Genomic DNA, 23,247 nt, shown 5'->3' with positions numbered 1-23,247 from the left:
TCCGGCTTGGTCGCGGTCTTGGAATTGGTGACGCTCACGGTCACTGCGGCGCCGGGGCGCACGGTGACCGTCTTGGGCGGTTTCAGGATTCGTAGCCGGCGAGACCTTTGATCTGCTTGCCCCAGAAGTCCGTCTTCCGGCCCGACACCGGCAACTCGCCGGAAGCCGTTCCCATATCCCCGGCGGTGAGGGTGAGCAACGTCTTGTCACCGCTGCCGATGTTCACGGTCGCACCGGGCAGGAGCTGGGCCGTGTTGTCGTCCTTGGCTTCGAAGAGGAACTTGGCTGCCTTGAGCGGATCGGCGATCGCCCGAAGAGATCGCCGAAGTCCTGTGCTCCCTCGCCTCACCACGCTCCCGCTTCAGCACAGGAGCCGTGGTCGCGGCTGACGGCGGCTTCACCGCGGTCTGGTGCCGCATCAGGCAATGTGTCTGCGGCGACCCGCAAGCGGACCACGTACGTCGTCCGTCACGAACTCATCGGCGTCGCCTGCATCCAGCGGAACAAACCGGCCGGGCGCCGAGGCGGCGATTTCGCCCGCACCGCCCCCGCACGCAGACCGCCGCGGAGAAGACGCAGCACTTAGAGGAGGTGCTGCAGAAACTGACGGAGCAGCAGGAGTGTCAGGCACAGGCGCTGGAGCGACTAGTTTGTGTGCAGGACTGGTACGCAGGCCCGTGGTGGCAGAGGTGCACGGGGGACGGGAGATCGGAAAGAGTGTCGCTGCGCGAAGGTGATCCAGCCGAGATCGGCGGCTATCCACTTGAGGCCCGACTCGGCTCAGGTGGCATGGGCACGGTCTTTCTGGCCCGTACGAGTTCAGGGCGACCTGTCGCGATCAAACTGGTCCACCCGCAGTTCGCGGCGGACGACGAGTTCCGCACCCGCTTCCGGCAGGAGGTGACGGCGGCGAGGCGGGTGAGCGGCGCGTTCACCGCCGCCGTGGTCGACGCTGCCCCTGAAGCCGAGCAGCCGTGGATGGCGACGACCTATATCCAAGGGCACACGCTCTCCCGGCGCATCGCCACGAAGGGCCCGCTGAGCGGGGCGGAGCTGAGGAGGCTTGCCATCGGGCTGGCGGAGGCGCTGCGGGACATCCACCGGGTGGGGGTCATCCACCGTGACCTGAAGCCCTCGAACGTCGTGCTCTCACCCGAGGGCCCACGCGTCATCGACTTCGGCATTTCGCGCGCCGTGGACCAGCAGACGCTGACGGTGACAGGGCGGGTCATCGGTACGCCGCCCTTCATGTCTCCGGAGCAGTTGCTGGCGCCGCGTGATGTGGGACCGCGGTCCGATGTCTTCTCGCTGGGGACGCTGCTGGCGTACGCGGCGACGGGCCACGGGCCCTTCGACGCGGAGAGCCCCTACATCGTTGCGTACCAGGTGGTGCACGGGGTGCCGTCGCTGGAGGACGTGCCGCTGACCTTACGCACGGTCGTCGAGTCGTGCCTGGCCAAGGAGCCCGACGGACGCCCCTCGGCGGACGAACTCCTCGTGCTGCTAAGGGACCTGCCGGCCGACCTCGGCCAGACCGGCGCGGGGGGAGTTGACGCGGGCCGTACCCGCGACATGATCACCCAGCATCACTTCGCGACGCCGGCCACCCCGGCGCCGACTGCCCCGACCACCACCCCGACCACCACCCCGGCCGGTCCCGATACGGGGAGCGCCGACACCCCCATCGGCCGCCGACTGCGTCGCCGGTGGCGTCCCGTGCTCGCAGCCGCGGTCGCGGTCACGGTGGCAGCGATCGGTGGAGGGGTCGCGGCACTGACGGCGGGCGGCTTTGGGGGGAACAGCGGCGGCGACAAGGGCGACAGTCTCGCGGCCCCGGTTGCCGCACTTCCGGACGGCTTCAAGCCATGGCACAAGACCGTGTCGGGCGGTCGCGAGGACATACCCGACGAGCTGCGTTGCGTCACGCACGGCGACGCGCTGTTCTGCGGGGGCGGCGGTGTTGTCGCGGCCCGCATCAGGGCCAGGGACGGCTCGCGGGTGTGGACGGCGAAGAGCCCCGGCGTCCCCACCAATGGCATGTACCTGGTGGGCGCCACCGACGACACGGTGCTCGGCTACCGCTTCGCCGCCCAGGACGCCCCGCAGGACCCTCACAGCGAGGTGGTGGCCCTCGACGCGAACAACGGCCGGGAGCTGTGGTCCGTGCCGTCCGGCGCCCAGTCGACCGCCGTCACGGGCCGGACTCGGGACGCCGTCGTGGTCGGCTCCGACGTCGTGACGGTCGACGCTTCCAACTCCCGCTTCGAGGCCCGCAACGCGCACAGCGGACAGGTTGCATGGACGTCGCCGTTCCCTGCGGGTTCGCAGTGCGCTCCCGTCCCGGTGGGCCCACAGCTCGTCGCGATGTGCGCGACGGATGCGGAGGTGGATGCCTTCGCGGTGCGCCACCCCACCCTGTACCCGGTCGACCGCGCCTCGGGGACACTGGGCAGGCCCATCGCGGTCAACGGCCCCGCCGTGCCGACGGGCGTCGCCAACGGCAAGCTCGTGCTCCTGCAAGTACACATGGGGGGAACGGACCTGGCCCGCTACAACGGGGTGGCACGGGTCGACCCGGCCTCGCGCAAGGTTACGTACTCCCGACTGGCCAAGACATACGCGGGGACGCCGGGCATGGCGGACGGCACCGTCTACGTGAGCGGGCAGACCGGTCTCGTCACAGCACTCGACCCCGCGACCGGCCGGAAGAGGTGGGCGCGGCAGACTGGCGTGGAGGGCGCGTCGGGTCCTGTTGCGGGAGCCGGCGCACTGTATTTCAGCTCGGCCACCGGCCGGGTGGTCGCGCTGTCGCCGTCCGATGGCGAACTCCTGTGGACGACAGATCCGCAGGCCGATGGGCTGACGGGCGAGCTGGGCGCAAGCCCGCGTGTGACTCTTGCGGGGCGTGCGGTGATCGTGGCCGCGGACAAGAACACTCTCTTCGCTTTCGATGCACAGAAGCCGCCGAAGTCGGGCTGATCCAGGTGGCTGGACGGCGGCTGCAACATTGTTATGGAGCACCGGGGGGAAGCTCTGCCGCCGGCACCACGTACCAAGATCCGGGCCAGATGCGGACCAACTCGGCTTCGCCTCGAGCATGTCCGCAGCGTGCCGGCAGCGTGCGTGAACCTCTGGCGAGAGGCCCCTGCCTACGTCCTGTCGGGCTACTACGGCGCGGAACCGCACACCGCTCCCCCGACGGCGGTTGTCCGGGCCGTTCACCAGTCAGGGCAGCGTCCAGAACCGGACCGTGACGAGGTAGAAGACGACAGCCCAGAAGGCCATCGCCACCGCGACGACCCCGAGGCCACGGAGGTTGCTCCTTGCCGCCGGTTCGTCCGGCGCCGGCCGCAGCCATCGCCCGAGCAGCGGGTTCACGTAGTAGGGCATGGTCAGGAAGCTCATGATGAGACTCGACAGCAGGTTGCCCACGAGCAGGCCGATCCACAGCGGCATGTGCAGCGGGGACAGCGCGAGTGTCAGCAGCACGACGGTCGGGTACAGGCCGACCCAGATGGCCAGGGAGGTCCTGGTCTCGGAGGGCGGCGGGGGTGCCTCCTTGCCGTTGCCCTCAAAGGCGAACCAACTGCCGAACGAGTTGTCGATCGTATGCAGTTTGAAGTCGCTGAACTTCTCCCCCGCGGCCAGGACCTCCTGTCGTTGCGGCGACGTCAGCCAGGCATCGAGGTGCTCGGCGCTGTCGTAGCGGTACAGCGTGGTCCATTCCTCCTGAAGCCCCTCGATGGGGCGGAAGAGCTCGCTCCCGCGAAACCCCTCGAACTTGCTCTCCTCCCGGACCATGTGGTGCTGCCAGGCGAGGAAGTCGTCGATGTGGCTCGGGTGGACGCGGTGGGTGACCACCACGGTGACCAGCGGATCCAGTGACTGGGTGCCGCTGCTGACCACCTGCTGGGTCGCCGGGCCGTCGAAGTACCTGGCGCCGACGTCGAGATACGTCTGCCTGGTCGCGCTGTTGATCCACGCCTGCAGGTGCGCCACCGAGTCGAACCGGTACACGACGACCCAGTCGGGTTGCAGCGGCGTCGGCGGGGAGACCTCGGCGCCGAGGAAACCGGGATAGTAGGCGGCCGCGGCGTTGAGGTCCTCCTGCCAGGACTCGAACTCCCGCTCCATCCCGGGCAGGACCTTCTGACCGATGATCGCCGTCGCCGCGGCGGCTAGGTTCTTTTCGGTGTTCATGGTGGTTCAGCCTGTCGACACCGACTGCTCCGCAGGGAGCCGGCCGTAAATGCGTTCCGGAGTCAGCGGCAGCGCACGGTAGCGGACGCCCGTGGCGTCATGCACCGCGTTCGCGAGCGCGGGAGCCACCGGGTTGATACAGCATTCCGCCATCCCCTTGGCCCGCATGGGCCCCACCGAATCCGTCGAGCCCACCAGAAGGACCTCGGTGCGGGGGATGTCGGCGTAGGTGGGGATGCGGTAGTTCCGGAAGTTCGGATTGACCATGACGCCGTTGTCGTCGACGTGATGGTTCTCGGTCAGCGCGAAGCCGATTCCCTGGGCGACACCGCCCTCTATCTGCCCCCGGACCTGTGCGGGGTTGATGATCACCCCGGCGTCCGCGGCCTGCACGCTGTACAGGATCCGTATCTCGCCCGTCACGCGGTGCACGGCGACCCGGAACCCCTGTGTGTTGGAGGTGACGCTCCGGGGCGAGCCGTATGCCTTGCGTGCGGCGGTGAAACGGATTCCACGCGTCCGGGCCAGCGCGACAAGTTCGGCCAGCGACACCCGCCGGTCCCCGCAGACGACACCGTCGTCGACCATCGTGCACAGCACGACATGGACGCCCGTGTGCGCAGCGGCGAATTCCAGGATGCGGTCGCGCACGGCATTGGCCGCCCGCAGGACCGCGTTGCCCGACACGAAGAGACCCGCACTCGCGAAGGCACCGGTGTCGAATCCCGTGCGGTCGGTGTCGGACTGCACCAGACGGATCCGCGACGGCGTCGTGCCCAGCTGGTTGGCTGCGATCTGGACATGAGCGGTGGAAGTCCCCTCGCCGAACTCGACGGTCCCGACGGCCAGTTCGTAGATGAGATCGTCGCCCAGCGTGACCCAGGCCTCGGAGAGGTGTTCCGTCGGGGGCGCGGTCTCGTGCAGGGAGCTCGCCACGCCGGCTCCGACGAGCCACTGGGGCCCGGGAGGCGGCCGGTCGGCCGTGCGGGCCAAGGCGTCCCCTACGAGGTCGACGCAGGTGGCGAGTCCGTCCTCGGTGAAGACCACGTCGTCGGGGCCCTCGTGCAGGGCGACCAGGGGCTCGCCCGGCCGCACGATGTTGCGTCGACGCAGCTCCAGCGGGTCGATGTGCAGCGCGCGGGCCAGTTCGTCCATCGCCGACTCCACGGCGAACGCCGGCTGCGTCATGCCGTAGCCGCGCAGCGCTCCGCTCGGCACGGTGTTCGTGTAGACGGAGTACGCGTCGTACTTCTTGTTGGGGCAGCGGTAGATCATGACGGCAGCTCCGCCCGCGTACAGCGTTTCGCCGCCGTGATTGCCATAGGCGCCCGTGTTCGACACGTTGCGTACCTGGAAGGCCGTGAGCGTTCCGTCGGCCTTCGCGCCGAGCTTGACCGTCAGGGTCATCGGGTGCCGTGGTGAGGCCGTGGTGAACTCCTCCTCGCGGGTGTACTCGAGACAGGCGGGCCGACCGGTGTCCAGGGTGGCGAGCGCGACCAGGTCCTCCGAGATCACCTCCTGCTTGCCGCCGAATCCGCCGCCCACGCGTTTGCAGAACACCCTCAGCTGGTCCGGGCGCAGCGAGAACAGGTACCCAAGTTTGCCCTTGGCGATCGACGGTGACTGCGAACTAGTGCGGACGTTCAGCCGGCCGTCCTCCATCCAGGCGATGGAGCCGTGGGTCTCCAGATGCGCGTGCTGCACCCGCGGGGAGAAGTACGTACCTTCGTGGATCACGTCGGCCGCGGCGAATCCCGCGTCGACGTCGCCGATGTGCGAGTGGAGTTCGACAAGGATGTTGTGGACGGGGTCGCGGACGAACGGATCGTCGAAGCCGTGCAGCTGAGGTGCGCCGTCGGCCATCGCCGCCTCCGGGTCGAACACCGCCGGCAGCACCTCGTACTCGACCACGAGACGCCGGCAGCCCTCCTCGGCCGCCCCGACCGTGTCGGCCAGGACCGCGGCGACGCGCTGGCCGGCGAAGCGGACCGTGTCGTCGAGGATGTAGGTGTCGTCCGGGTCGACCAGGTGGTCGGTGTGGATCGCCGTGGTGAAGCGTCTGCGGGGTACGTCTTCCCATGTGTAGACCCGGTGCACGCCGGGCACCGCGAGGGCGGCGCTCTTTTCGATCGAGAGGATCCGGGCGTGCGCGTGGGGTGAGTGCGCCACCTTGAGGTGCAGCATGCCGTCGATCCGTGTGTCCATGGTGAACTCGGCGTGCCCCGTCACCACGTCGTGGCCCGCGGGCGCGCCGACGCTCGTCCCGACGGCCTTGCCCGGTGCTGCCGTCTCCACCGCACCGACGCCCTTCACGGCGTCCTCGATCGCCCGGTATCCGGTGCAGCGGCAGAGGTTGCCCTTCAACGCCCGTGGCAGATCCATCTTCTGATCCTCGGTGATCGCAGCATGCGGATGAGGAACCAACCGAGGAAAACCAAAAGTAGCCGCCTCACCCCGGGGGGTTACCGTCGCGTTTTACCGGGCGGCCTTGTACCAGGTCGCCCCTGCCGCCGCCCCTTCCGTCATCACGTCGCTGACCCGACGGAAAGGGCTCGACAAACCCGCCCGCCACTACCAAGCCCTGGCCACCATCGCCTGCCTCCGACTATGGCTGCCCTGGCATCGCGGACACGAGCCAAGGGCTGTCCCGTCACCGCTGGCGGGGCAGCCGTCCGGCCCGATGGCGTCGCAGCCAGTAGTGCCCGGCCACCACCGCGAGCAGTGGCCCCCAGGCCACCAGCGGCAGATAGCACACGGTCATGACCCAGTACCCGATGCCGTCCGGTGAGTCCGGGTGGCCCATGGTGTCCGGGCCGTTCCAGCCGAATGCGCCCATCCCGCAGAAAACGGTGAGTACGGTCGCCCCCAGCCCGGCCGGAATCACGGCCACCGCCGTTGGTATGCGCCGGTCGCCGATGAGTGGGATCCAACGGGGGAAGATCTCGCCCCAGCGCTGGACCAGGCCGAGCGTCAGCAGCCCGAGGCCTTCGGCGAACAGGGTCAGGGCGATCATGTAGAGCGAGAACCAGCTGCCGAAGGTGACCGTGGCCATCGCTCCCCCGCCGGTAAAGCCGACCGGGATACCCAGCGCCGCCGCGAACCGCCACAGGCCGCTGGGCAGCGGGGTGAGCGCGGTGAGGTGCGCGAGCCGGACCACCCAGCGGGGCGGATCCGCTGTCGCCGTGCTCGGCTTTCTCGCCACGGTCGCCCTGGTCGTCGTGTTCGTCGTGGAGGTCATCGCGCGCGCTCCGTACCGGGCGTGGGCGCAAGGACGTGCCGCACCGTGAAGTCGCCGCTCTTGACGGTCTCGTACGGCGCCGCGCTCAGGCACTGGGGCACGTTCATCTCCGGGATGTCGTCGACCGCCCAGCTGTAGCCGAGCCGGTCATGCGTGCCGTTGTCGTACACGGTGAAGCCGACCCGCTTGCCGATGACCCGACCGTCGGAGTGGTCGGAGCGCGTGATGATCCCGGTGGCGGTGGCGACCGGGCCGCCGGTCAGAAGGCAGTCGATCCGGCCTTCGAAGGTGGCGCCCCGCTTGCCGTCGTGGGAGTGGTGGCTGAAGCGGAAGGTGCCACGTGAGGTGCCGCCGGGCAGATCGGCGGGGGCGAAGCCGTGGGCATCGAAGGAGAAGGTCACACGATCGCCGTTCCTTCCCCGGTCCATCGTGGCGGAGCCGGTGAGGCTGGACTCCTGGGCCTTCTTGGGCTTCGTGGACTCCATGGTCGGCGTGCCGGCGGTGGCGGTCCCCGCAAGCAGCCCGAGCGTCGCCGCCGTGGCGAACGCGCCACTCACCGTCGTTCTTACGTATCGCATACTGAACATCCCTTGTTCTGAGGCCTGTTGGGCGAGTGGCCTCGTTGACGTGATCAGCTTCCCTGGCGTGTGGGGGCCGCGGCCATCGGCCAACCAGCAGATCTCCGGGCGTACGGAAGGTCCTGCCTCCGCCGATCGGCAGAGGCAGGACACGGAACGTGGTCCATAAGCTGGACCTCGGCGGACCTGGTCGGACTTGGGGAGGGGGCGGGCAATGAGACGTGGCCCGATGGCTGTGGTGGTGCGTGCGTGGGCGGGACGGGCGGCCGCGCTGGCCGCGGCCGTACTGATCGCCGTCACCTTCGGATGGGCCCCGGGCGCCACGCAGGACGAATCCGGACCGCTCTTCGCAGCGGCGTCGGCGCTCGTGGTGCTGCAGGCGGCTGCGTTCCGGTGGGCGCCGCGCCGGGAGGCGGCCGTGGGCATCGGCCTTGCGGCGGTGGCGCTGACGCTGTGGCCCCAGCCGCTGGTGCCGGCCGCGTCGCTCTATGAGCGGGTCGGTCTGGGCGCCTTCTGGTTCCTGCCCACCCTGGGGGCGGCCGTCGTGGGCGGATACCCCCGGCTGATGGAGCGCCGCAGGAGCCAGGCCGTCCGCGAAGCCCGCCACAGCCAGCAGCTCGAACTCGCCCACGACCTCCACGACTTCGTCGCCCACGACATCAGCGGCATCGTGGCGCAGGCCCAGGCCGCCCGCTTCGTGGCCGGACGGAATCCGGAGGCGGCGGCCGGGGCACTGGAGCGGATCGAGCGGGCCGGCCTCGCGGCGCTGGCCTCGATCGACCGTACGGTCCATCTGCTGCGGGAGCCGGGCCACAAGGCCGACTGCGCCTCCCTCCCGGGTGTGGCCCAACTCGCCGAACTCGTCGGGCGGTTCAACGAGAACGGCCGCACTCGGGCCCGTATCGACATCACCCCCGCAGTGGAGACGGCGTTGTCCCGCGAGGCCGCCGCCACGGTCCATCGCGTCGTGACGGAGGCACTGACGAACGTCCGCCGCCACGCCCCCGACGCAACCGGCGTCGAGGTGGTCCTCACGCTCGCCGACGAGGCCGTCCGGCTGACCGTCACCAATGACACCGGCCGCGGCCATGCCCGTACGCGCGAACACGGCGGGATCGGCGGGACGGGTCTGCTCGCCCTCACCGAACGCGTCCGCGCCATGAGCGGCACCCTCCACACCACCCGACGCGACGGCACCTGGCGCCTCACCGTCACCCTCCCCGCCACTGGAGACACGGCATGACGACGACCCGCATCCTGATCGCCGACGACCAGGAGGACATCCGCAACGGCTTCCGGCTGATCCTCGACTCGCAGCCGGACATGACCGTGGTCGGTGAGGCCGCCGACGGCGTCACCGCCGTCGGCCTGGCCCGTACGCTACGCCCCGACGTGGTCCTCGCCGACATCCGGATGCCGCGCCTCGACGGCCTGGAGGTCACCCGCCAACTCGCCGCCGACACCCGGGTCGTGGTCGTCACCACCTTCGACCTCGACGACTACGTACACACCGCACTGCGCCACGGCGCCTGCGGCTTCCTGCTGAAGCGCTCGGGCCCCACGCTGTTGATCGAGGCGGTACGGGCGGCGATGGCCGGCGACACCCTGATCAGCCCCCAGATCACCGTCCGCCTGCTGCGACACCTCACCCCACCGGCCGCAGCCACCGCTGCCCCCGATCCGCTGACGGCCCGCGAACGGGAGATCGCCCGCCTGGTCGCGCAGGGCCTGACGAATGCGGAGATCGCGGCGCGGTTGGTCGTCACGGCGGCACGGTCAAGACCCATCTCGCCAATATCCAAGGGAAGTTGGACGTCCGGAACCGGGTCGGGATCGCCGCCTGGGTATGGGAGTCGGGCCTGGCGACACCCGGCGCGACACCGGCCCGATGACACGTCCCCCGCCCCACGCCCGCACCAGGCCCGAGGCCACGCAGAAGGCCTTCGCCTCGGACTCCCGGAGCGTGCATGAACCGCGGCAACCGCGTTCGGCGCCGCTCAGGGGCGGTCCCTTTCGAAGGTCCGGAGCAGGTCTGCCGCGACGCTCACGGCAATTGTCGCGGGTTCCTTGCCGGTGATGTCGGCCAGTCCGATCGGCGTCTTGATGCGATCGATGGTGCCCTCGTCGTGACCGCCCTCGGAGGCGAGGCGTTTGCGGAATCTCCCCCACTTGGCCGCCGACCCGATCAGTCCGATGGAGCCGAGATGGGTGGTGCGCAAGGCCGCATCGCACAGCGCGGCGTCCTCGGCGTGATCATGGGTCATGATCAGGATGTGGGTGCCTTGCGGCAACTCCTCCAGCACTTCCTCGGGCAGCAGCGGCGTGTGATGCACATGCACCTGCGCCACCGCGTCCGCCAGCACGTCGAGCCGCTCCTTGGTGAGGATGTCGGACCGGGTGTCGATCAGATGGAGGTCGAGGTCCTGACGTGCGAGGATGCGCGCCAGTTCCAATCCGACGTGCCCGACGCCGAAGATCGCCACCGCCTCCACCACCGGCAGCGGTTCGAGCAGCACCGAGACCGTGCCGCCGCAGCACTGCACGCCATGCTGGTTGGTCACCTTGTCGTTCAGGGCGAATTCCATCAGCTCCGGCTCCGGCTTGGAGGCGGCGATCATCTCCCGCGCCCGGTCGATCGCGACGGTCTCGACATTGCCCCCACCGATCGAGCCCCACGTCTCGGTCTGCCCCACAACGAGTTTCGCACCGGCGTCGCGCGGGGCATGGCCGCGCACCGTCGCGACGGTCACCAGCACGCCGGGCTCCCGGCGTGCTCGCAACCGTACGACCGCGGCGACCCACGCCATGTCAGGCACCGTTCAACGCTTGGGCGTCGGTCCGGACCCTGCCGTTGGCGGCGTGCCCGTTTCCGGTGTGGCCGTTTCCGGCGTGGCCGTTCCGGGAGGCATCGCCCTGGCGAGCCGCCTGGATCGCCCAGTACACCGCCTCCGGTGTCGCGGGGGAGGCGAGTTCCACGCCGACTCCGGCGGGCCCGAATGCCGCGGCGGCTTGCCGCAACGCCTCTCGCACCGAGAACGCCAGCATCAGCGGAGGCTCACCCACCGCCTTGGACCCGTACACCGCGCCCTCCTCGGTGGCGTTCTCCAGCAGCGTGACGTTGAACTCCTCCGGCATCTCCGAGAAGCTCGGCAGCTTGTAGGTACTCGCGGCCTGGGTCAGCAGCCGGCCGCGGTTCGGCCCGTCACCGGCGTCCCAGCGCATGTCCTCAAGCGTCAGCCAGCCCGCGCCCTGCACGAAACCGCCCTCCACCTGACCGATGTCGATCATCGGGGACAGGCTGTCGCCGACATCGTGCACGATGTCCACCCGCCGGATGCGGTACGCGCCGGTGAAGCCGTCCACCTCCACCTCAGTTGCGGCGGCGCCATGGGCGAAGTACTTGAACGGCGAGCCCCTGAACGTCTTCGCGTCCCAGTGCAGACCCTCGGTCCGGTAGAAACCGGCCGCCGACAGCTGAACCCGCTGGAAGTACGCGGTGCGCACCAGGTCGTCCCAGGCCAGCTCCTTGTCGCTGCCCAGGGCGCGTGCGACGCCCTCGACGATGCGCACGTCCGAGCCGTTCGCACCCAGCTGGCCGGCGGCCACCTGCCGCAGCCGCTCGCGCAACTGCTCACAGGCGTTCTTCACCGCCGCGCCGTTGAGATCCGCGCCGGCACTGGCGGCGGTGGCGGAGGTGTTGGGCACCTTGTCGGTCCGCGTCGGGGCGAGGCGCACCTTGTGCAGGGGAATGCCCAGCGTGGTCGCGGCCACCTGCAGCATCTTGGTGTGCAGACCCTGGCCCATCTCGGTGCCGCCGTGGTTGATCAGGACCGAGCCGTCCTTGTAGATCAGCACCAGCGCGCCGCCCTGGTTGAAGGCGGTGAGGTTGAACGAGATGCCGAACTTGAGGCCGGTGACCGCAAGTGCCCGCTTGGTATGCGGGTGCGCGGCGTTGAAGGCAGCGATCTCGCGCCTGCGATCGGCGACGCCGGCGTCGTCCTGAACCTGGTGCCAGACGGCAGAGATCCGTTCGGGGTGGGTGACGGGCTGTCCGTACGGCGTCGACTGGCCCTGCCGGTAGAAGTTGCGCTCCCGCAGCTCCATCGGATCGAGGCCGAGCAGCGGCGCGCACCGGCCCATGATGTCCTCGATCACCAGCATGCCCTGCGGTCCGCCGAAGCCGCGGAAGGCGGTGTTGGAGACCTTGTTGGTCTTGGCGATGCGCCCGGCGATGCGCGCGTTGGGAATCCAGTAGGTGTTGTCGATGTGGCACAGCGCACGGGCCACCACCGGCTCGGAGAGGTCCAGGCTCCAGCCGCCGTCCGCGGTCAGGGTGGCGTCCAGGGCCCGGATGCGGCCGTCGGCGTCGAAGCCGATCTTCCACTGGGCGTGGAACCCGTGCCGCTTGCCGGACATGGTCAGGTCCTGCGTCCGGTTCAGCCGCAGCCGGACCGGGCGACCGGTCAGCTTGGCGCCGAGCGCGGCGACGGCCGCGAACCCGTGCGGCTGCATCTCCTTGCCGCCGAAGCCGCCGCCCATCCGCAGACACTGCACGGTCACCTCGTGGCTGTGCAGTCCGAGTACGTGGGCGACGATCTCCTGGGTCTCCGAAGGATGCTGGGTGCTGCTCTGGACGAACACCTGCTCGGCCTCGTCGATATGGGCCAGCGCCGCGTGCGTCTCCAGGTAGAAGTGTTCCTGGTCGGAGAACTGGAACTCGCCGGTGAACACGTGCGCGGAGTCGGCGAAGCCGGCATCGACGTCGCCGGTCAGCATCATGGGCCGAGCGCCGTGGAAACTGTCCGCCGCGATCGCGTCCTGCAGCGTGATCAGGGCGGGCCGTTCGTCGAGCTCCACTTCGACGGCCGCCGCACCGAGCCGGGCCGCCTCCAGGGTCTCGCCGAGCACCCAGGCGACCGCGTGGCCGTGGAACATGACCTCGTCGGGAAACAGCGGCTCGTCGTGCTTCATCCCGGCATCGTTGACACCGGGCACGTCCGCACCGGTCAGCACGCGGACCACGCCGGACACGGCGAGCGCGGGCTCGGTGCGCAGCGCGGTGACCCTGCCGTGGGCCTTCATGACCTGGACCGGGTAGGCGTGCAGCACATCCTTGGTGCGATGGACCAGGTCATCGGTGTAGAGCGCGGTGCCGGTGACGTGCAGGGCGGCGCTCTCGTGCGGTATCGACACGCCGACGACAGGCTTTTCGGGGCGCTCGGACAGATGGCTCATGACGACACCGCCTCGGTGGTCTGTGCGTACAGCTTCAGCAGGCTCTGGCCAAGCATCGCGGAGCGGTAGTCGGCGCTGGCGCGATGATCGTTCATCGGCGTGCCCTGGGCCCGCAGCACCTGGGCCGCGGCCTCGACGGTCTCCGACGCCCACGGCTTGCCCTCCAGGGCCGCCTCGGTGGCCACGGCGCGGATCGGGGTGGCGGCCACACCACCCAGGCCGATGCGTGCCTTGCGGACGATCCCGTCCTCGATGTCCAGCGCGAAAGCGACTGCCACGCTGGAGATGTCGTCGAAGCGCCGCTTGGCGATCTTGTGGAAGGCCGCGACCGGCGAAAGCGGCAGCGGGATGCGCACCGTGCGGATCAGCTCGCCGGGGCGGCGCACGCTCTGGCGGTAGCCGGTGAAGTAGTCCGCCAGCGGGACCTCGCGCTCGCCGTCGGCGTCGGCGAGCACCACCGATGCCTCCAGCGCGAGCAGCGCCGGCGGGCTGTCACCGATGGGCGAGCCGGTGCCCAGGTTGCCGCCGAGGGTCGCAGCGTTGCGGATGAGCCGGGATGCGAACTGCGGGAACAGTTCCGCCAGGAGCGGGACACCGCCGTCGAGGCGGCGTTCGATCTCGGTGAGCGTCAGCGCCGCCCCGATCTCGATGTAGTCGGATTCGACTCGCAGCTCCCGCAGTTCGGACAGCCGGTCGATGGCGACCACGCAATTCGCCCGGCGGGAGCGGATGTTCACCTCCACGCCCCAGTCGCTGGAGCCTGCGACCACCACCGCGTCGGGCCGCTCGCACAGCAATTGCAGCGTTTCGGCCAGGGTGCTCTTGCGTAGGAACGCGCTGTCGTCCCGGGTGTATTCGGTGGCGACCGGTACGGGAGGGGACTGCTCGCGACGCTGCGCCAGGGGGTCCTCATCGGTGGGCGCACCTACGGCGAACGCGGCATCGCGAATCGGGCGATAGCCGGTGCAGCGGCACAGGTTGCCACTCAGCGCGTGCAGATCGAAACCGTTCGGACCGTGCTCGGCGTCGATACCGTCGGCCGAGTCCGCGTGCGCGCAGCGGTCGGGTCGGTAGTACTCGGCGGCCATGCTGCAGATGAATCCCGGTGTGCAGTAGCCGCATTGGGAGCCACCGCGGACCGCCATCTCCTCCTGCACGGGGTGCAGGGTGGGCGGCTTGCCAGGTTCGCCGGCGGTGGCGAGCCCTTCCGAGGTGATGATCTCCTGACCGTCGAGGGCCGCGACCGGAGCCAGGCAAGCGTTGACCGCCACCCAGTCGGTGGGCTTGTGCACCCCGGGGCGGGCCACCAGGATCGAACACGCGCCGCATTCGCCCTCGGCGCAGCCTTCCTTGCTCCCGGTGAGGCCACGCTCGCGCAGGAAATCCAGGACCGTCGTGTGGGGTGCGGCCGGGGAAATCGGTGTGACCTTCCCATTGACCGTGATCCGCGCCGCTACCATGGCACATCCTCATTTCGGTGCGCGGTCGTTCTGATTATCCTGGTCGCCATTTCAGGGGACTTTCTGTCTCGGTGGCGCAGTTTGTGGGCCCGCAGCACAAATCAGCACGCATCGACGTGCTGCGGGCGGTGACAGAGAGAGGAAGCCGCCGGGGCCGTGAATCGGGCACGCCGGGGCGGGGGGGCTGGGGGGCTGCTCAGCAGCCGTGCGCTACACGCCCCGGAATCCAGGCGGTCTGCCGAACGAGGCGATTCAGGTCAGAGATGGTCGACATCCGACTTCGCCTCCTTCCGGCAGCTCACTAGTTAGTTCGCTAGAAACTAAGTTGCCGCAGGTACATCGTCAAGCCGACCTGCGGAAACCGCTCGCACCTTATAGGAAGCTACAACGAGCCGGTCGAGCGGCTCCGACCCTGTTGGAGCAGGGAAGGACAGTGAGCCGGCAGCGTCGTCGACGGCGGGATCTGCCCGCTCGTCACCTGTGAGGTGAAACGAACCCCCAGGCCCAGGGCGATGTCTGCCTTCTCCGCGTCCTGAATCTCCCGGAGCAGGTCCTCGATCGGTGCCTGGCCGTTGCCGTTTCGTGTCTGCTCGGCCCCGACGGTTCGTTCACAGCGACGGCACCCTGCAGCGGTCCACGCCGCCGGACCGCTCATCGAGACGCCACGCTCCTCGGCGAGCGGGTGGCGCGGGCTGTCCGCCGGTGCAGTCAGATCCTGCCGAACGGAAGGAAGTACTTCCCTTTCAGGCATTCACTGCCGAAGGGGTATCTAACGGCGACCGCGGCACCCTACTCTGGAGCCGCCCCGGTCGCGTCCACGGACGTACGGACGTGGCGTACGGCATCGCGCCGGTGCGGGAGTTCCGGCCTGTCCGTCCGTCCGGCCGTATGCCCAAGTCCCCGGGCCCGGTGCATCGCGTCACCCAGGGAGGCGAACGTGCCCAGTGGGGCTGGATCGACCGGTTCCGCACCCATCGAGCCCTCCGGCGACACCGCCCCGGGCGCTCCCCACACGCCGGTGATCTCGCTGCCGAAGGGGGGCGGCGCCATCCGGGGGATCGGGGAGAAGTTCACCGCGAACCTGGTGACCGGCACCGGCGGGCTCTCGGTTCCCCTCGCGATCAGCCCGGGACGGTCCGGGTTCGGTCCGTCCCTGACACTCGGTTACGACTCCGCCGCCGGCAACGGCCCGTTCGGGATCGGCTGGGGTGTCGGACTTCCGGCGATCACCCGCAAGACCGACAAGGGCGTTCCGGGCTACGCCGACGACGGCGAGGACTTCGAAGACACCTTCATCCTGTCCGGCACGGAGGACCTTGTCCCGGCTCTGGTGGAGCGCGGTGGGGAGTGGATCCGGGATCGCCGGTCGTGCACGGTGGACGGCTCGGATTTTGCGGTGTGCCGCTATCGGCCGCGCGTGGAAGGCCTCCATGCGCGCATCGAGCGGTGGACCGACGTACGGTCCGGCGACGTACATTGGCGCTCCATCAGCCGGGACAATGTCACCACCGTCTATGGACGTGACGCCGCCAGCCGCATCGCCGACCCGAACGACGCACGCCGGGTTTTCAGTTGGCTGATCTGCGAAAGCCATGACGACGTCGGCAACGCGGTCCGCTACGAGTACAAGGCCGAGGACGGCCGCGGAGTCGATCTCGCCGCCGGCTGCGAACGGAATCGCACCGCGGCCGGTCGCGCCGCGAACCGGTATCTGAAGCGAATCCGCTACGGAAACACGGTCTCCCGGCTGGTCTCCGATGATTCGGACCACATGTTCGAGATCGTGTTCGACTACGGCGAACACGACGAGAGTACGGCCGAAGTCCGGCCGTGGACCTGTCGGTTGGACCCGTTCTCCTCCTACCGGGCCGGATTCGAGATTCGCGGCTACCGGCTCTGCCGCCGGGTGCTGATGTTCCATCACTTCCCGGACGAGCCCGATGTCGGTCGTGACTGCCTGGTGCGCTCCACCGAGCTGGCATATCGCGGCGATGCCGAGCGAGGCGGGGTGACGGGCGCGTTCTTGGAGTCGGTGTCGCACAGCGGCTGGCGGCGGGCTTCCGGTGGATACCTCACCAGGTCGCTGCCGCCACTGGAATTCTCCTATTCCCAGGCCGAGATCGACACCGAGGTACGCACGCTCGACGCGGCCGACCTGGAGAACGCGCCGATCGGCGTGGACGGATCGGCCTACCGATGGACGGACTTGGAGGGCGACGGGCTGGCCGGGCTACTCACCGAGCAGGCCGGGACCTGGTACTACAAGCCCAACCTCGGCGGTGGCCACCTCGGACCGATGCGCGTGGTGGGCAGCCGCCCGACCGGCGGCCGGACCGAGCTGCTGGACCTGGACGGCGACGGCCGCCCGGCCGTGGTGGATTTCGGTGGCACCACACCGGGGTTCACCGAACGGTCCGACCAGGACTGGGAGGTGTTCCGGCCGTTCCGGTCCCGACCCAACCTGGCCTGGGACGACCCGAACCTGCGCTTCGTGGACCTCAGCGGCGACGGCCGGGCCGACGTGCTTGTCACCGGCGAGCCGGGCTGGACCTGGTACCGATCGCTGGGCGAGGAGGGATTCGACACCGGCCGCCGGACCTGGCCGTCACGGGACGAGGAATCCGGGCCGCGACTGGTCTTCGCCGACCGCACCTCGTCGATCCACTTGGCGGACCTGTCCGGCGACGGGCTCGCCGACCTGGTCCGGATCCGCAGCGGCGAGATCTGCTACTGGCCGAACCTGGGCCACGGCCGGTTCGGCGCCAAGGTCGGCATGGACGGCGCTCCCCGGCTCGACAGCCCGGACCAGTTCGACCCGGCCAGGATCCGGCTGGCCGATGTCGATGGTTCCGGTCCGGCGGACCTGATCTACCTGCACCGCGACGGGGTCCGGCTCTACCTGAACCGTTCGGGCAACGCGTGGAGCGCTGCGCACGCCCTGCCCGTGGCCTTTCCCCGGATCGAGAACGTCTCCAAGGTCGCCGCGATCGACCTGCTCGGCTCCGGCACCGGCTGCCTGGTGTGGTCCTCGCCACTGCCCGCCGAATCCGGCCGGCAGCTGCGCTATCTGGATCTGATGCGCGGCGGCAAACCCCACCTGCTCACCGGGGTACGCAACAACCTGGGCACCGAAACGCATATCCGCTACGCCCCCTCGACCCGCTTCTACGCCGAGGACGCCGCCGCCGGGCGCCCCTGGCTGACCCGGTTGCCGTTCGTCGTGCACCTGGTCGAGCGCGTGGAGACGGTGGACGCGATCGGTCGTCACCGATTCGTCAGCCGGTACGCCTACCACCATGGCCATTTCGACGGGCCCGAGCGTGAGTTCCGGGGTTTCGGCATGGTCGAGCAGACCGATACCGAAGCGTTGGAGACGTTGGCCGAGGCCGGCAATGTGGACGAGGCCACGTACCGGCCACCCACGCTCACCCGGACCTGGTTCCACACGGGTGCCTTTCTCCCCGGACGGCGGATCTCGCGGCAGTTCGCACGCGAATACCACAGCGATGACCTGTTACTCCCCGACACGGTGCTGCCGGCCGGCCTGACCGCCGACGAGGCCCGGCAGGCATGTCGTTCCCTGAAGGGATCGGTGCTCCGCACCGAGGTGTACGCGCTCGACGACAGTGACGTCGAAAGCCGCCCGTACCGCGTCACCGAGCACAACCATCTGATCCGGATGCTCCAACCGGCCGCCGGCCACGCCGACTCGGCGGGCGTGCCGCACGCGGTCTTCGACGTACACCCCAGGGAGACCCTGACCGGGCACTACGAGCGCACCGTGGACCCGCGGGTCGGCCACGAGCTGACCCTCGCCGTCGACGCATACGGCAATGTGCTGCGGTCGGTGACCATCGGCTACGGCCGTACCCGCCCCTCCCCCGCTCTCGATGAGCGGGACGCGGGGCCGCAGCGGCGCACGCATATGGTGCTCACCGAGCACGACTACACCAACGCCGTCGAGGAACCCGACAGCCACCGGGCACCCCTGCCCTGCCGGACACGCGCCTTCGAGGTGCTGGCGCTCCGCCCCGCCGGGGACCGGTTCACCCACGCCGAGCTGACCCGCGCGCTGACCGGCGTCGATCAGACGATTCCGTACCAGGACTGGGACGCGCTGCCGGCGAAACCGGCACTCCGGCTCACCGAGCACGTGCGCACCCTGTACCGGAGCGACGACCTCTCAGGGCCGCTGCCCCTCGGCACGCTCCAGTCCCGCGCGCTGCCCTACCAGGAGTACCGACTCGCCTTCCCCGACGGACTGGTCACCGCGCTGTACGGGGACCGGGTCGACGAACCGATGCTGCGGACCGCGGGATATCTGCGGCACGAGGGGGGATGGTGGATTCCCTCGGCGCGGGCCGCGTACGCGCCACCGGACACGAGCGAACTGGACTACGCCGAACGCCACTTCTTCCTGCCCCGCCGGTTCACCGATCCGCTCGGTGACACCTCGACGGTCTCCTACGACGACTACGACCTGCTCCTCGTCGACAGCACCGACCAGCTCGGCAACCGCTACACGGTGGGTGAACGCGACGCCGACGGCAGGACGCTCTCCCAGGGCAACGACTACCGCGTGCTGCGGCCGGCCCTCGTCACCGACCCCAACCGCAACCGGGTCCAAGTCGCCTACGACGTGCATGCCAGAGTGGCCGGGACCGCGACCATGGCCAAACGCGAGGAGTCCCTCGGGGACTCTCTGGACGGCTTCGACCCCGACCCGTCACCCGCGCTGGTGGCCCGATACCTCGCCGATCCGCTCGCGGCCGGACATGCGTTGCTCAAGTCGGCGGGGATCAGGTTCTGCTACGACGAGTCGGCATTCTGGCTGCGCGGGGAACCGGCCGTGGTCGCGACCCTCGCCCGGCACACCCACCAGTCCGACCTCGCCCCTGGTGAGCAGAGCAGGATCACCCACACGATCGCCTACGGAGACGGCTTTGGACGCGAGGTCCAGTCCAAGGTCCAGGCCGAACCCGGGCCTCTGTCCGAGGGCGGCCCGGTCGTCGAGCCCCGCTGGGCCGGCACCGGATGGACGATCTTCAACAACAAGGGCAACCCGGTTCGTACCTTCGAACCGTTCTTCACCGAGACCCACGCCTTCGAGTTCGCGGTCACGGCCGGGGTGAGCACGGTGCTCCTCTACGACCCGCTGGAGCGGGTGGTCGGCTCCCTGCACCCCGACCACACCTATGCGAAGACGGTGTTCGACCCGTGGCGGCAGCGGGTGTGGGACGGCAACGACACCGTGCTGACCGATCCCCGGCAGGATCCGGACATCGGCGGCCAGGTCCGCCAGCTGCTGGCCAGTGAGCCCGGGTGGAGCACATGGCATGCCGCGAGGGCCGACGGGGCGCTCGGCCCCGAGCAGCGGCGCGCCGCCGAGAAGGCGGCGCTGCACGCGGACACTCCCACCGACACCCATCTCGACTCCCTCGCCCGCCCGTTCCGCACCGTTGCGCACAACCGGCACGCCAAGGACGGGACGCTCGTCGAGGAGCGTCTGGTGACCCGGACGAGCACGGATGTCGAGGGCAACGTCCGCGAGGTGCGCGACCCGCTCGGCCGCGCCGCGGTCCGCCACGACTACTCGATGGTGGGCATGCAGGTGAGCCGGGCCGGCATCGACTCCGGGGCCGGGGCACTGCTGCCGGACGTGCTCGGCAACCCGCGCTGCACCTGGAACAGCAGGGGCTTCCGGTTCCGCACCGAGTACGACGCCGGCCACCGTCCGGTGCGCGCCTACGTCAGCGGTCCGGGCCTCGCCGATGAGGTCCTGCACCAGAAGACCGAATACGGCGAGGATCCGGCCCGCAACCTGCGGACGCGGGTCTTCCGGCGGCAGGACGGCTGCGGTGTCAGCACCCACGAGGCGTACGACTTCCGCGGCAACCTGCTGGAGGCGACGCGCCGGTTCCCGGTGGACTACCGGCGAGCGCCCGATTGGCGGGAGGAGGTCGAGCTCGAGGAGGAGGTCTACACCGGCCACACCCGATTCGACGCGCTGGACCGCCCCATCAGCATCACCAGCCCGGACGGCACCGTGGTCCGGCCGTACTACAACGAGGCGAACCTGCTGGAGCGTCTCGTGGCCACGTCCGACGGCAGGGATACCGTGCTGGTCGCGGCGGTGGAGTACAACGCCCGCGGGCAGCGCACCCGGATCGACTACGGCAACGGCGCGCGGACCCGCTACGCCTACGACCCGCTGACCTTCCGGCTCACCGCGCTGCGGACCCGCCGTGAGCGGCCGCGTTCCCGCCGCGAGCGCAGGACGGTGCAGCACCTGGCCTACTGCCACGACCCGGTCGGCAACATCGTCTCGATCCGGGACACCGCGCAGCAGAGGGCGTTCTTCCGTAACCGGGTCGTCGAGCCCGGCGCGGACTACACCTACGACGCGGTGTACCGGCTCATCGAGGCGACCGGCCGGGAACACCTCGGCCAGACCGACCCCGGTGACACGGGCGACGCACCCAGGGTGGGGCTCGCCCACCCCGGTGACGGTGCAGCAATGGGGCGTTACCTGCAGCGGTATGTCTATGACTCGGTCGGCAACATGCTGTCCCTGGAACACCGCGCGTCCACCGCTCCCGGCTGGACCCGACGGTTCCGGTACGCCGAGCCCAGTGCGCTGGAACCGGAAGTGACCGGCAACCGGCTGAGTGGTGCGCATGACGGGGACTTCGCGTACGACGCCAGGGGGAACACCACCGCGCTGCCCGGCCTGCCGCTGCTGCGCTGGGATCCCGAGGACCAGCTGGAGGCCACCGCCCGGCAGGTCCGCGGCGCCGGAACCCCGCGGACGACGTACTACTCCTACGACGCCACCGGACAACGCGTCCGCAAGGTCACCGACTCGTCCTGTGGCGAGGGGGGAACGCCGAGGAGAAGCAGCGAACGCCGTTACATCGGCCCGTTCGAGGTCTACCGGGAGTACGGCGCGGGCGGCGCGGTGACTCTGGAACGCCAGACGGTGCACGCGATGGACGACACGCGTCGCGTCGCGCTGCTGGAGCGGCGGACCCGCGGCGCGGATTCGGGTCCGGAACACCAGGTCCGGTATCAGCTGGCGGACCATCTCGGCTCCGCCGCGCTGGAACTGGACGAGCGGGCCCGGATACTCACGTACGAGGAGTACTACCCATACGGCGGCACGGCCTACCAGGCGGTACGTGCCAAGACCGAGACGCCCAAGCGCTACCGCTTCACCGGCCGGGAGCGCGACACCGAGACCGGCCTGTACTTCCACGGCGCCCGCTACTACGCCCCGTGGCTGTGCCGCTGGACCAGCTGCGACCCGGTCGACACACCTCAGGCCGGCTCGTACGAGTACGCCCATGGCAATCCGGTGCGCCTGATCGATCCCGACGGTCGCCAGACGCAGACCCCGACGCTGATGGACGTCTGGCAGTACGGCGTGAAGGTCGCGAACCGCGCGCAGCTCGGCCGCAATGTCCAGGTGGACCATCCCATCCAGGTCGCGGCCAGGATCGCCCAGCGCACATCGCCGACGGGTGCCTCGTTCTATTCCCGCGCGGTCTCCAAAGCCGGCCAGGAGCTGGGCGTCCTGGTCGAGACGGGCAAGGGCCTTTTCCACACCGAAGTCGGCAAACTCCAGAAGGTCATCACCCAGCAGGTCAAGAGCGGCGCCCTCGCGAGCGAAAGCGCGCTGATCGAGGCCACCCGTGACGCCTACCGGGCCGCGGGCCAGGCCACGAACACCGCGGTCAACTGGCAGGCCCTGGACAAGGCCATCCTGACCAACCAGGCGGCGATCCACCGGTCCCTCGTCGACACGGTGAGTGAGGTGCAGGCGCTCGGCGGGGGCGGATCCGCCTCCGCATCGGCGGCGTCTGTCGGCGCCGAGGTGGAGCAGTCGTTCGCCCAGACCTTCAACCTGGCAGAGGAAGCCTTGGCCGGCACCGCGCCGGCGGCGGCGGAGACCGCGGCGGCCGCGACCGAGACCGCGTCCGTCGCCAAGAGCGTTTCGACGACCGCGCAGGTGGCCTCCGAGACCGGAACCGTTGGCAGGGCGCTGGGTACGGGAGCACGGGCCCTGCAGGCTGCCGCGCCGGTGCTCAAGGTCGTCGGGAAGGTGGCGGCACCGCTGGCGGTGGGCGCCACCGCCCTCCAAGTGGCCACCGCGAAGACCACGACCGAGAAGGTCGACGCCGGGATCGGCGTCGTGTCGACGGCCGTCGGATTCGCGGGCGCGCCGGGGGCGGTGGCCGCGGTCGGCATTCAGGGGACCGCGTACGTCAGCGGCAAGGTGGGCGAGATCGTCACCGAGAAGACCGGCAGCGAGACCGCCGGGGTGGCCGCGGCCACGTTGACCGGAGCAGCGGCGGGGGCGGGGGTCGGCGCAGTGGTGGGAAGCATCGTGCCCGGGGTGGGCACCGCTGTCGGCGCCGGGGTGGGCGCGGTCGTCGGAGCCGGCATCGGATTCGTCAAGTCGTACTGGAAGTAGTCGTACAGGAAGCAGCAGCAGCTGGAATCGGGGCAGAAGGGCGCAGATTGATATGCCGGAGTT

11 protein-coding genes and 1 pseudogene are annotated in these 23,247 nt (G+C 69.7%); 4 read left to right on the top strand and 8 right to left on the bottom strand.

Going from position 1 to position 23,247, the window contains the following annotated elements:
* Nucleotides 1–82: 82 nt before the first annotated feature.
* Nucleotides 83–349, bottom strand: a complete 267-nt coding sequence (locus tag AC0680_RS19025; RefSeq protein ID WP_478629973.1) for a hypothetical protein — start codon at nucleotides 347–349, stop codon at nucleotides 83–85.
* A 368-nt stretch (nucleotides 350–717) separates the two neighbouring features.
* Here AC0680_RS19025 and AC0680_RS19020 point away from each other — a divergent pair, with 368 nt between their 5' ends.
* The gene (locus tag AC0680_RS19020) at nucleotides 718–2,979 is read left to right on the top strand and encodes a protein kinase domain-containing protein (RefSeq protein WP_478630121.1); all 2,262 of its coding nucleotides are present in this window, start codon (nucleotides 718–720) and stop codon (nucleotides 2,977–2,979) included.
* Nucleotides 2,980–3,225: 246 nt separating this feature from the next.
* Here the strand turns inward: AC0680_RS19020 and AC0680_RS19015 are convergent, their stop codons facing one another.
* The 4 genes from AC0680_RS19015 to AC0680_RS19000 all read right to left on the bottom strand — a co-directional run bounded on the left by AC0680_RS19015 (nucleotide 3,226) and on the right by AC0680_RS19000 (nucleotide 8,016).
* Complete coding sequence (locus AC0680_RS19015; protein ID WP_478629970.1) at nucleotides 3,226–4,200, bottom strand: antibiotic biosynthesis monooxygenase; 975 nt, start codon at nucleotides 4,198–4,200, stop codon at nucleotides 3,226–3,228.
* A 6-nt stretch (nucleotides 4,201–4,206) separates the two neighbouring features.
* Nucleotides 4,207–6,582, bottom strand: coding sequence for a molybdopterin cofactor-binding domain-containing protein (locus AC0680_RS19010; protein WP_478629968.1), 2,376 nt, complete (start codon nucleotides 6,580–6,582; stop codon nucleotides 4,207–4,209).
* Between the two features lie 268 nt (nucleotides 6,583–6,850).
* Entirely contained in the window at nucleotides 6,851–7,438 is a 588-nt protein-coding gene (locus tag AC0680_RS19005; RefSeq protein WP_478629966.1) for a hypothetical protein, read from the bottom strand.
* Nucleotides 7,435–8,016, bottom strand: coding sequence for a hypothetical protein (locus tag AC0680_RS19000; RefSeq protein ID WP_478629963.1), 582 nt, complete (start codon nucleotides 8,014–8,016; stop codon nucleotides 7,435–7,437). Before AC0680_RS19000 ends, AC0680_RS19005 begins: the two co-directional genes overlap by 4 nt.
* Before the next feature lie 229 nt (nucleotides 8,017–8,245).
* Between AC0680_RS19000 and AC0680_RS18995 the strand changes: the two genes are divergently transcribed.
* Together AC0680_RS18995 and AC0680_RS18990 are read left to right on the top strand one after the other, a co-directional pair.
* The gene (locus AC0680_RS18995) at nucleotides 8,246–9,259 is read left to right on the top strand and encodes a sensor histidine kinase (RefSeq protein ID WP_478629961.1); all 1,014 of its coding nucleotides are present in this window, start codon (nucleotides 8,246–8,248) and stop codon (nucleotides 9,257–9,259) included.
* Nucleotides 9,256–9,908, top strand: a pseudogene (locus AC0680_RS18990) (response regulator). Before AC0680_RS18995 ends, AC0680_RS18990 begins: the two are co-directional and overlap by 4 nt.
* A gap of 105 nt (nucleotides 9,909–10,013) precedes the next feature.
* On the opposite strand, the gene xdhC reads toward AC0680_RS18990, so the two are convergent.
* From xdhC to AC0680_RS18975, 3 genes are read right to left on the bottom strand one after another with little or no spacing between them, the layout of a single operon-like run.
* Nucleotides 10,014–10,823, bottom strand: a complete 810-nt coding sequence (xdhC, locus tag AC0680_RS18985; protein WP_478629958.1) for a xanthine dehydrogenase accessory protein XdhC — start codon at nucleotides 10,821–10,823, stop codon at nucleotides 10,014–10,016.
* Between the two features lies 1 nt (nucleotide 10,824).
* Nucleotides 10,825–13,251 carry a xanthine dehydrogenase molybdopterin binding subunit gene (gene xdhB, locus AC0680_RS18980; RefSeq protein ID WP_478629955.1) on the bottom strand — a complete coding sequence of 809 codons (2,427 nt, stop codon included), beginning with the start codon at nucleotides 13,249–13,251 and terminating at the stop codon, nucleotides 10,825–10,827.
* The gene (locus AC0680_RS18975; protein ID WP_478629953.1) at nucleotides 13,248–14,711 is read right to left on the bottom strand and encodes a xanthine dehydrogenase small subunit; all 1,464 of its coding nucleotides are present in this window, start codon (nucleotides 14,709–14,711) and stop codon (nucleotides 13,248–13,250) included. Before AC0680_RS18975 ends, xdhB begins: the two co-directional genes overlap by 4 nt.
* 937 nt (nucleotides 14,712–15,648) lie before the next feature.
* Here AC0680_RS18975 and AC0680_RS18970 point away from each other — a divergent pair.
* Entirely contained in the window at nucleotides 15,649–23,184 is a 7,536-nt protein-coding gene (locus AC0680_RS18970; protein WP_478629950.1) for a SpvB/TcaC N-terminal domain-containing protein, read from the top strand.
* Nucleotides 23,185–23,247: the final 63 nt, after the last annotated feature.

It is taken from the genome of Streptomyces sp. NPDC043738, from assembly GCF_056436545.1.
This window is presented reverse-complemented; position numbering and strand designations above follow the sequence as displayed.

Bases quoted from the DNA above. Each gene is read 5' to 3' on its own strand.
- AC0680_RS18995 (WP_478629961.1), top strand. From the start codon at position 8,246: ATGGCTGTGGTGGTGCGTGCGTGGGCGGGACGGGCGGCCGCGCTGGCC.
- AC0680_RS19010 (WP_478629968.1), bottom strand. From the start codon at position 6,582: ATGGATCTGCCACGGGCGTTGAAGGGCAACCTCTGCCGCTGCACCGGA.
- AC0680_RS18975 (WP_478629953.1), bottom strand. From the start codon at position 14,711: ATGGTAGCGGCGCGGATCACGGTCAATGGGAAGGTCACACCGATTTCC.
- AC0680_RS19000 (WP_478629963.1), bottom strand. From the start codon at position 8,016: ATGCGATACGTAAGAACGACGGTGAGTGGCGCGTTCGCCACGGCGGCG.
- xdhB (WP_478629955.1), bottom strand. From the start codon at position 13,251: ATGAGCCATCTGTCCGAGCGCCCCGAAAAGCCTGTCGTCGGCGTGTCG.
- xdhC (WP_478629958.1), bottom strand. From the start codon at position 10,823: ATGGCGTGGGTCGCCGCGGTCGTACGGTTGCGAGCACGCCGGGAGCCC.
- AC0680_RS19005 (WP_478629966.1), bottom strand. From the start codon at position 7,438: ATGACCTCCACGACGAACACGACGACCAGGGCGACCGTGGCGAGAAAG.
- AC0680_RS19015 (WP_478629970.1), bottom strand. From the start codon at position 4,200: ATGAACACCGAAAAGAACCTAGCCGCCGCGGCGACGGCGATCATCGGT.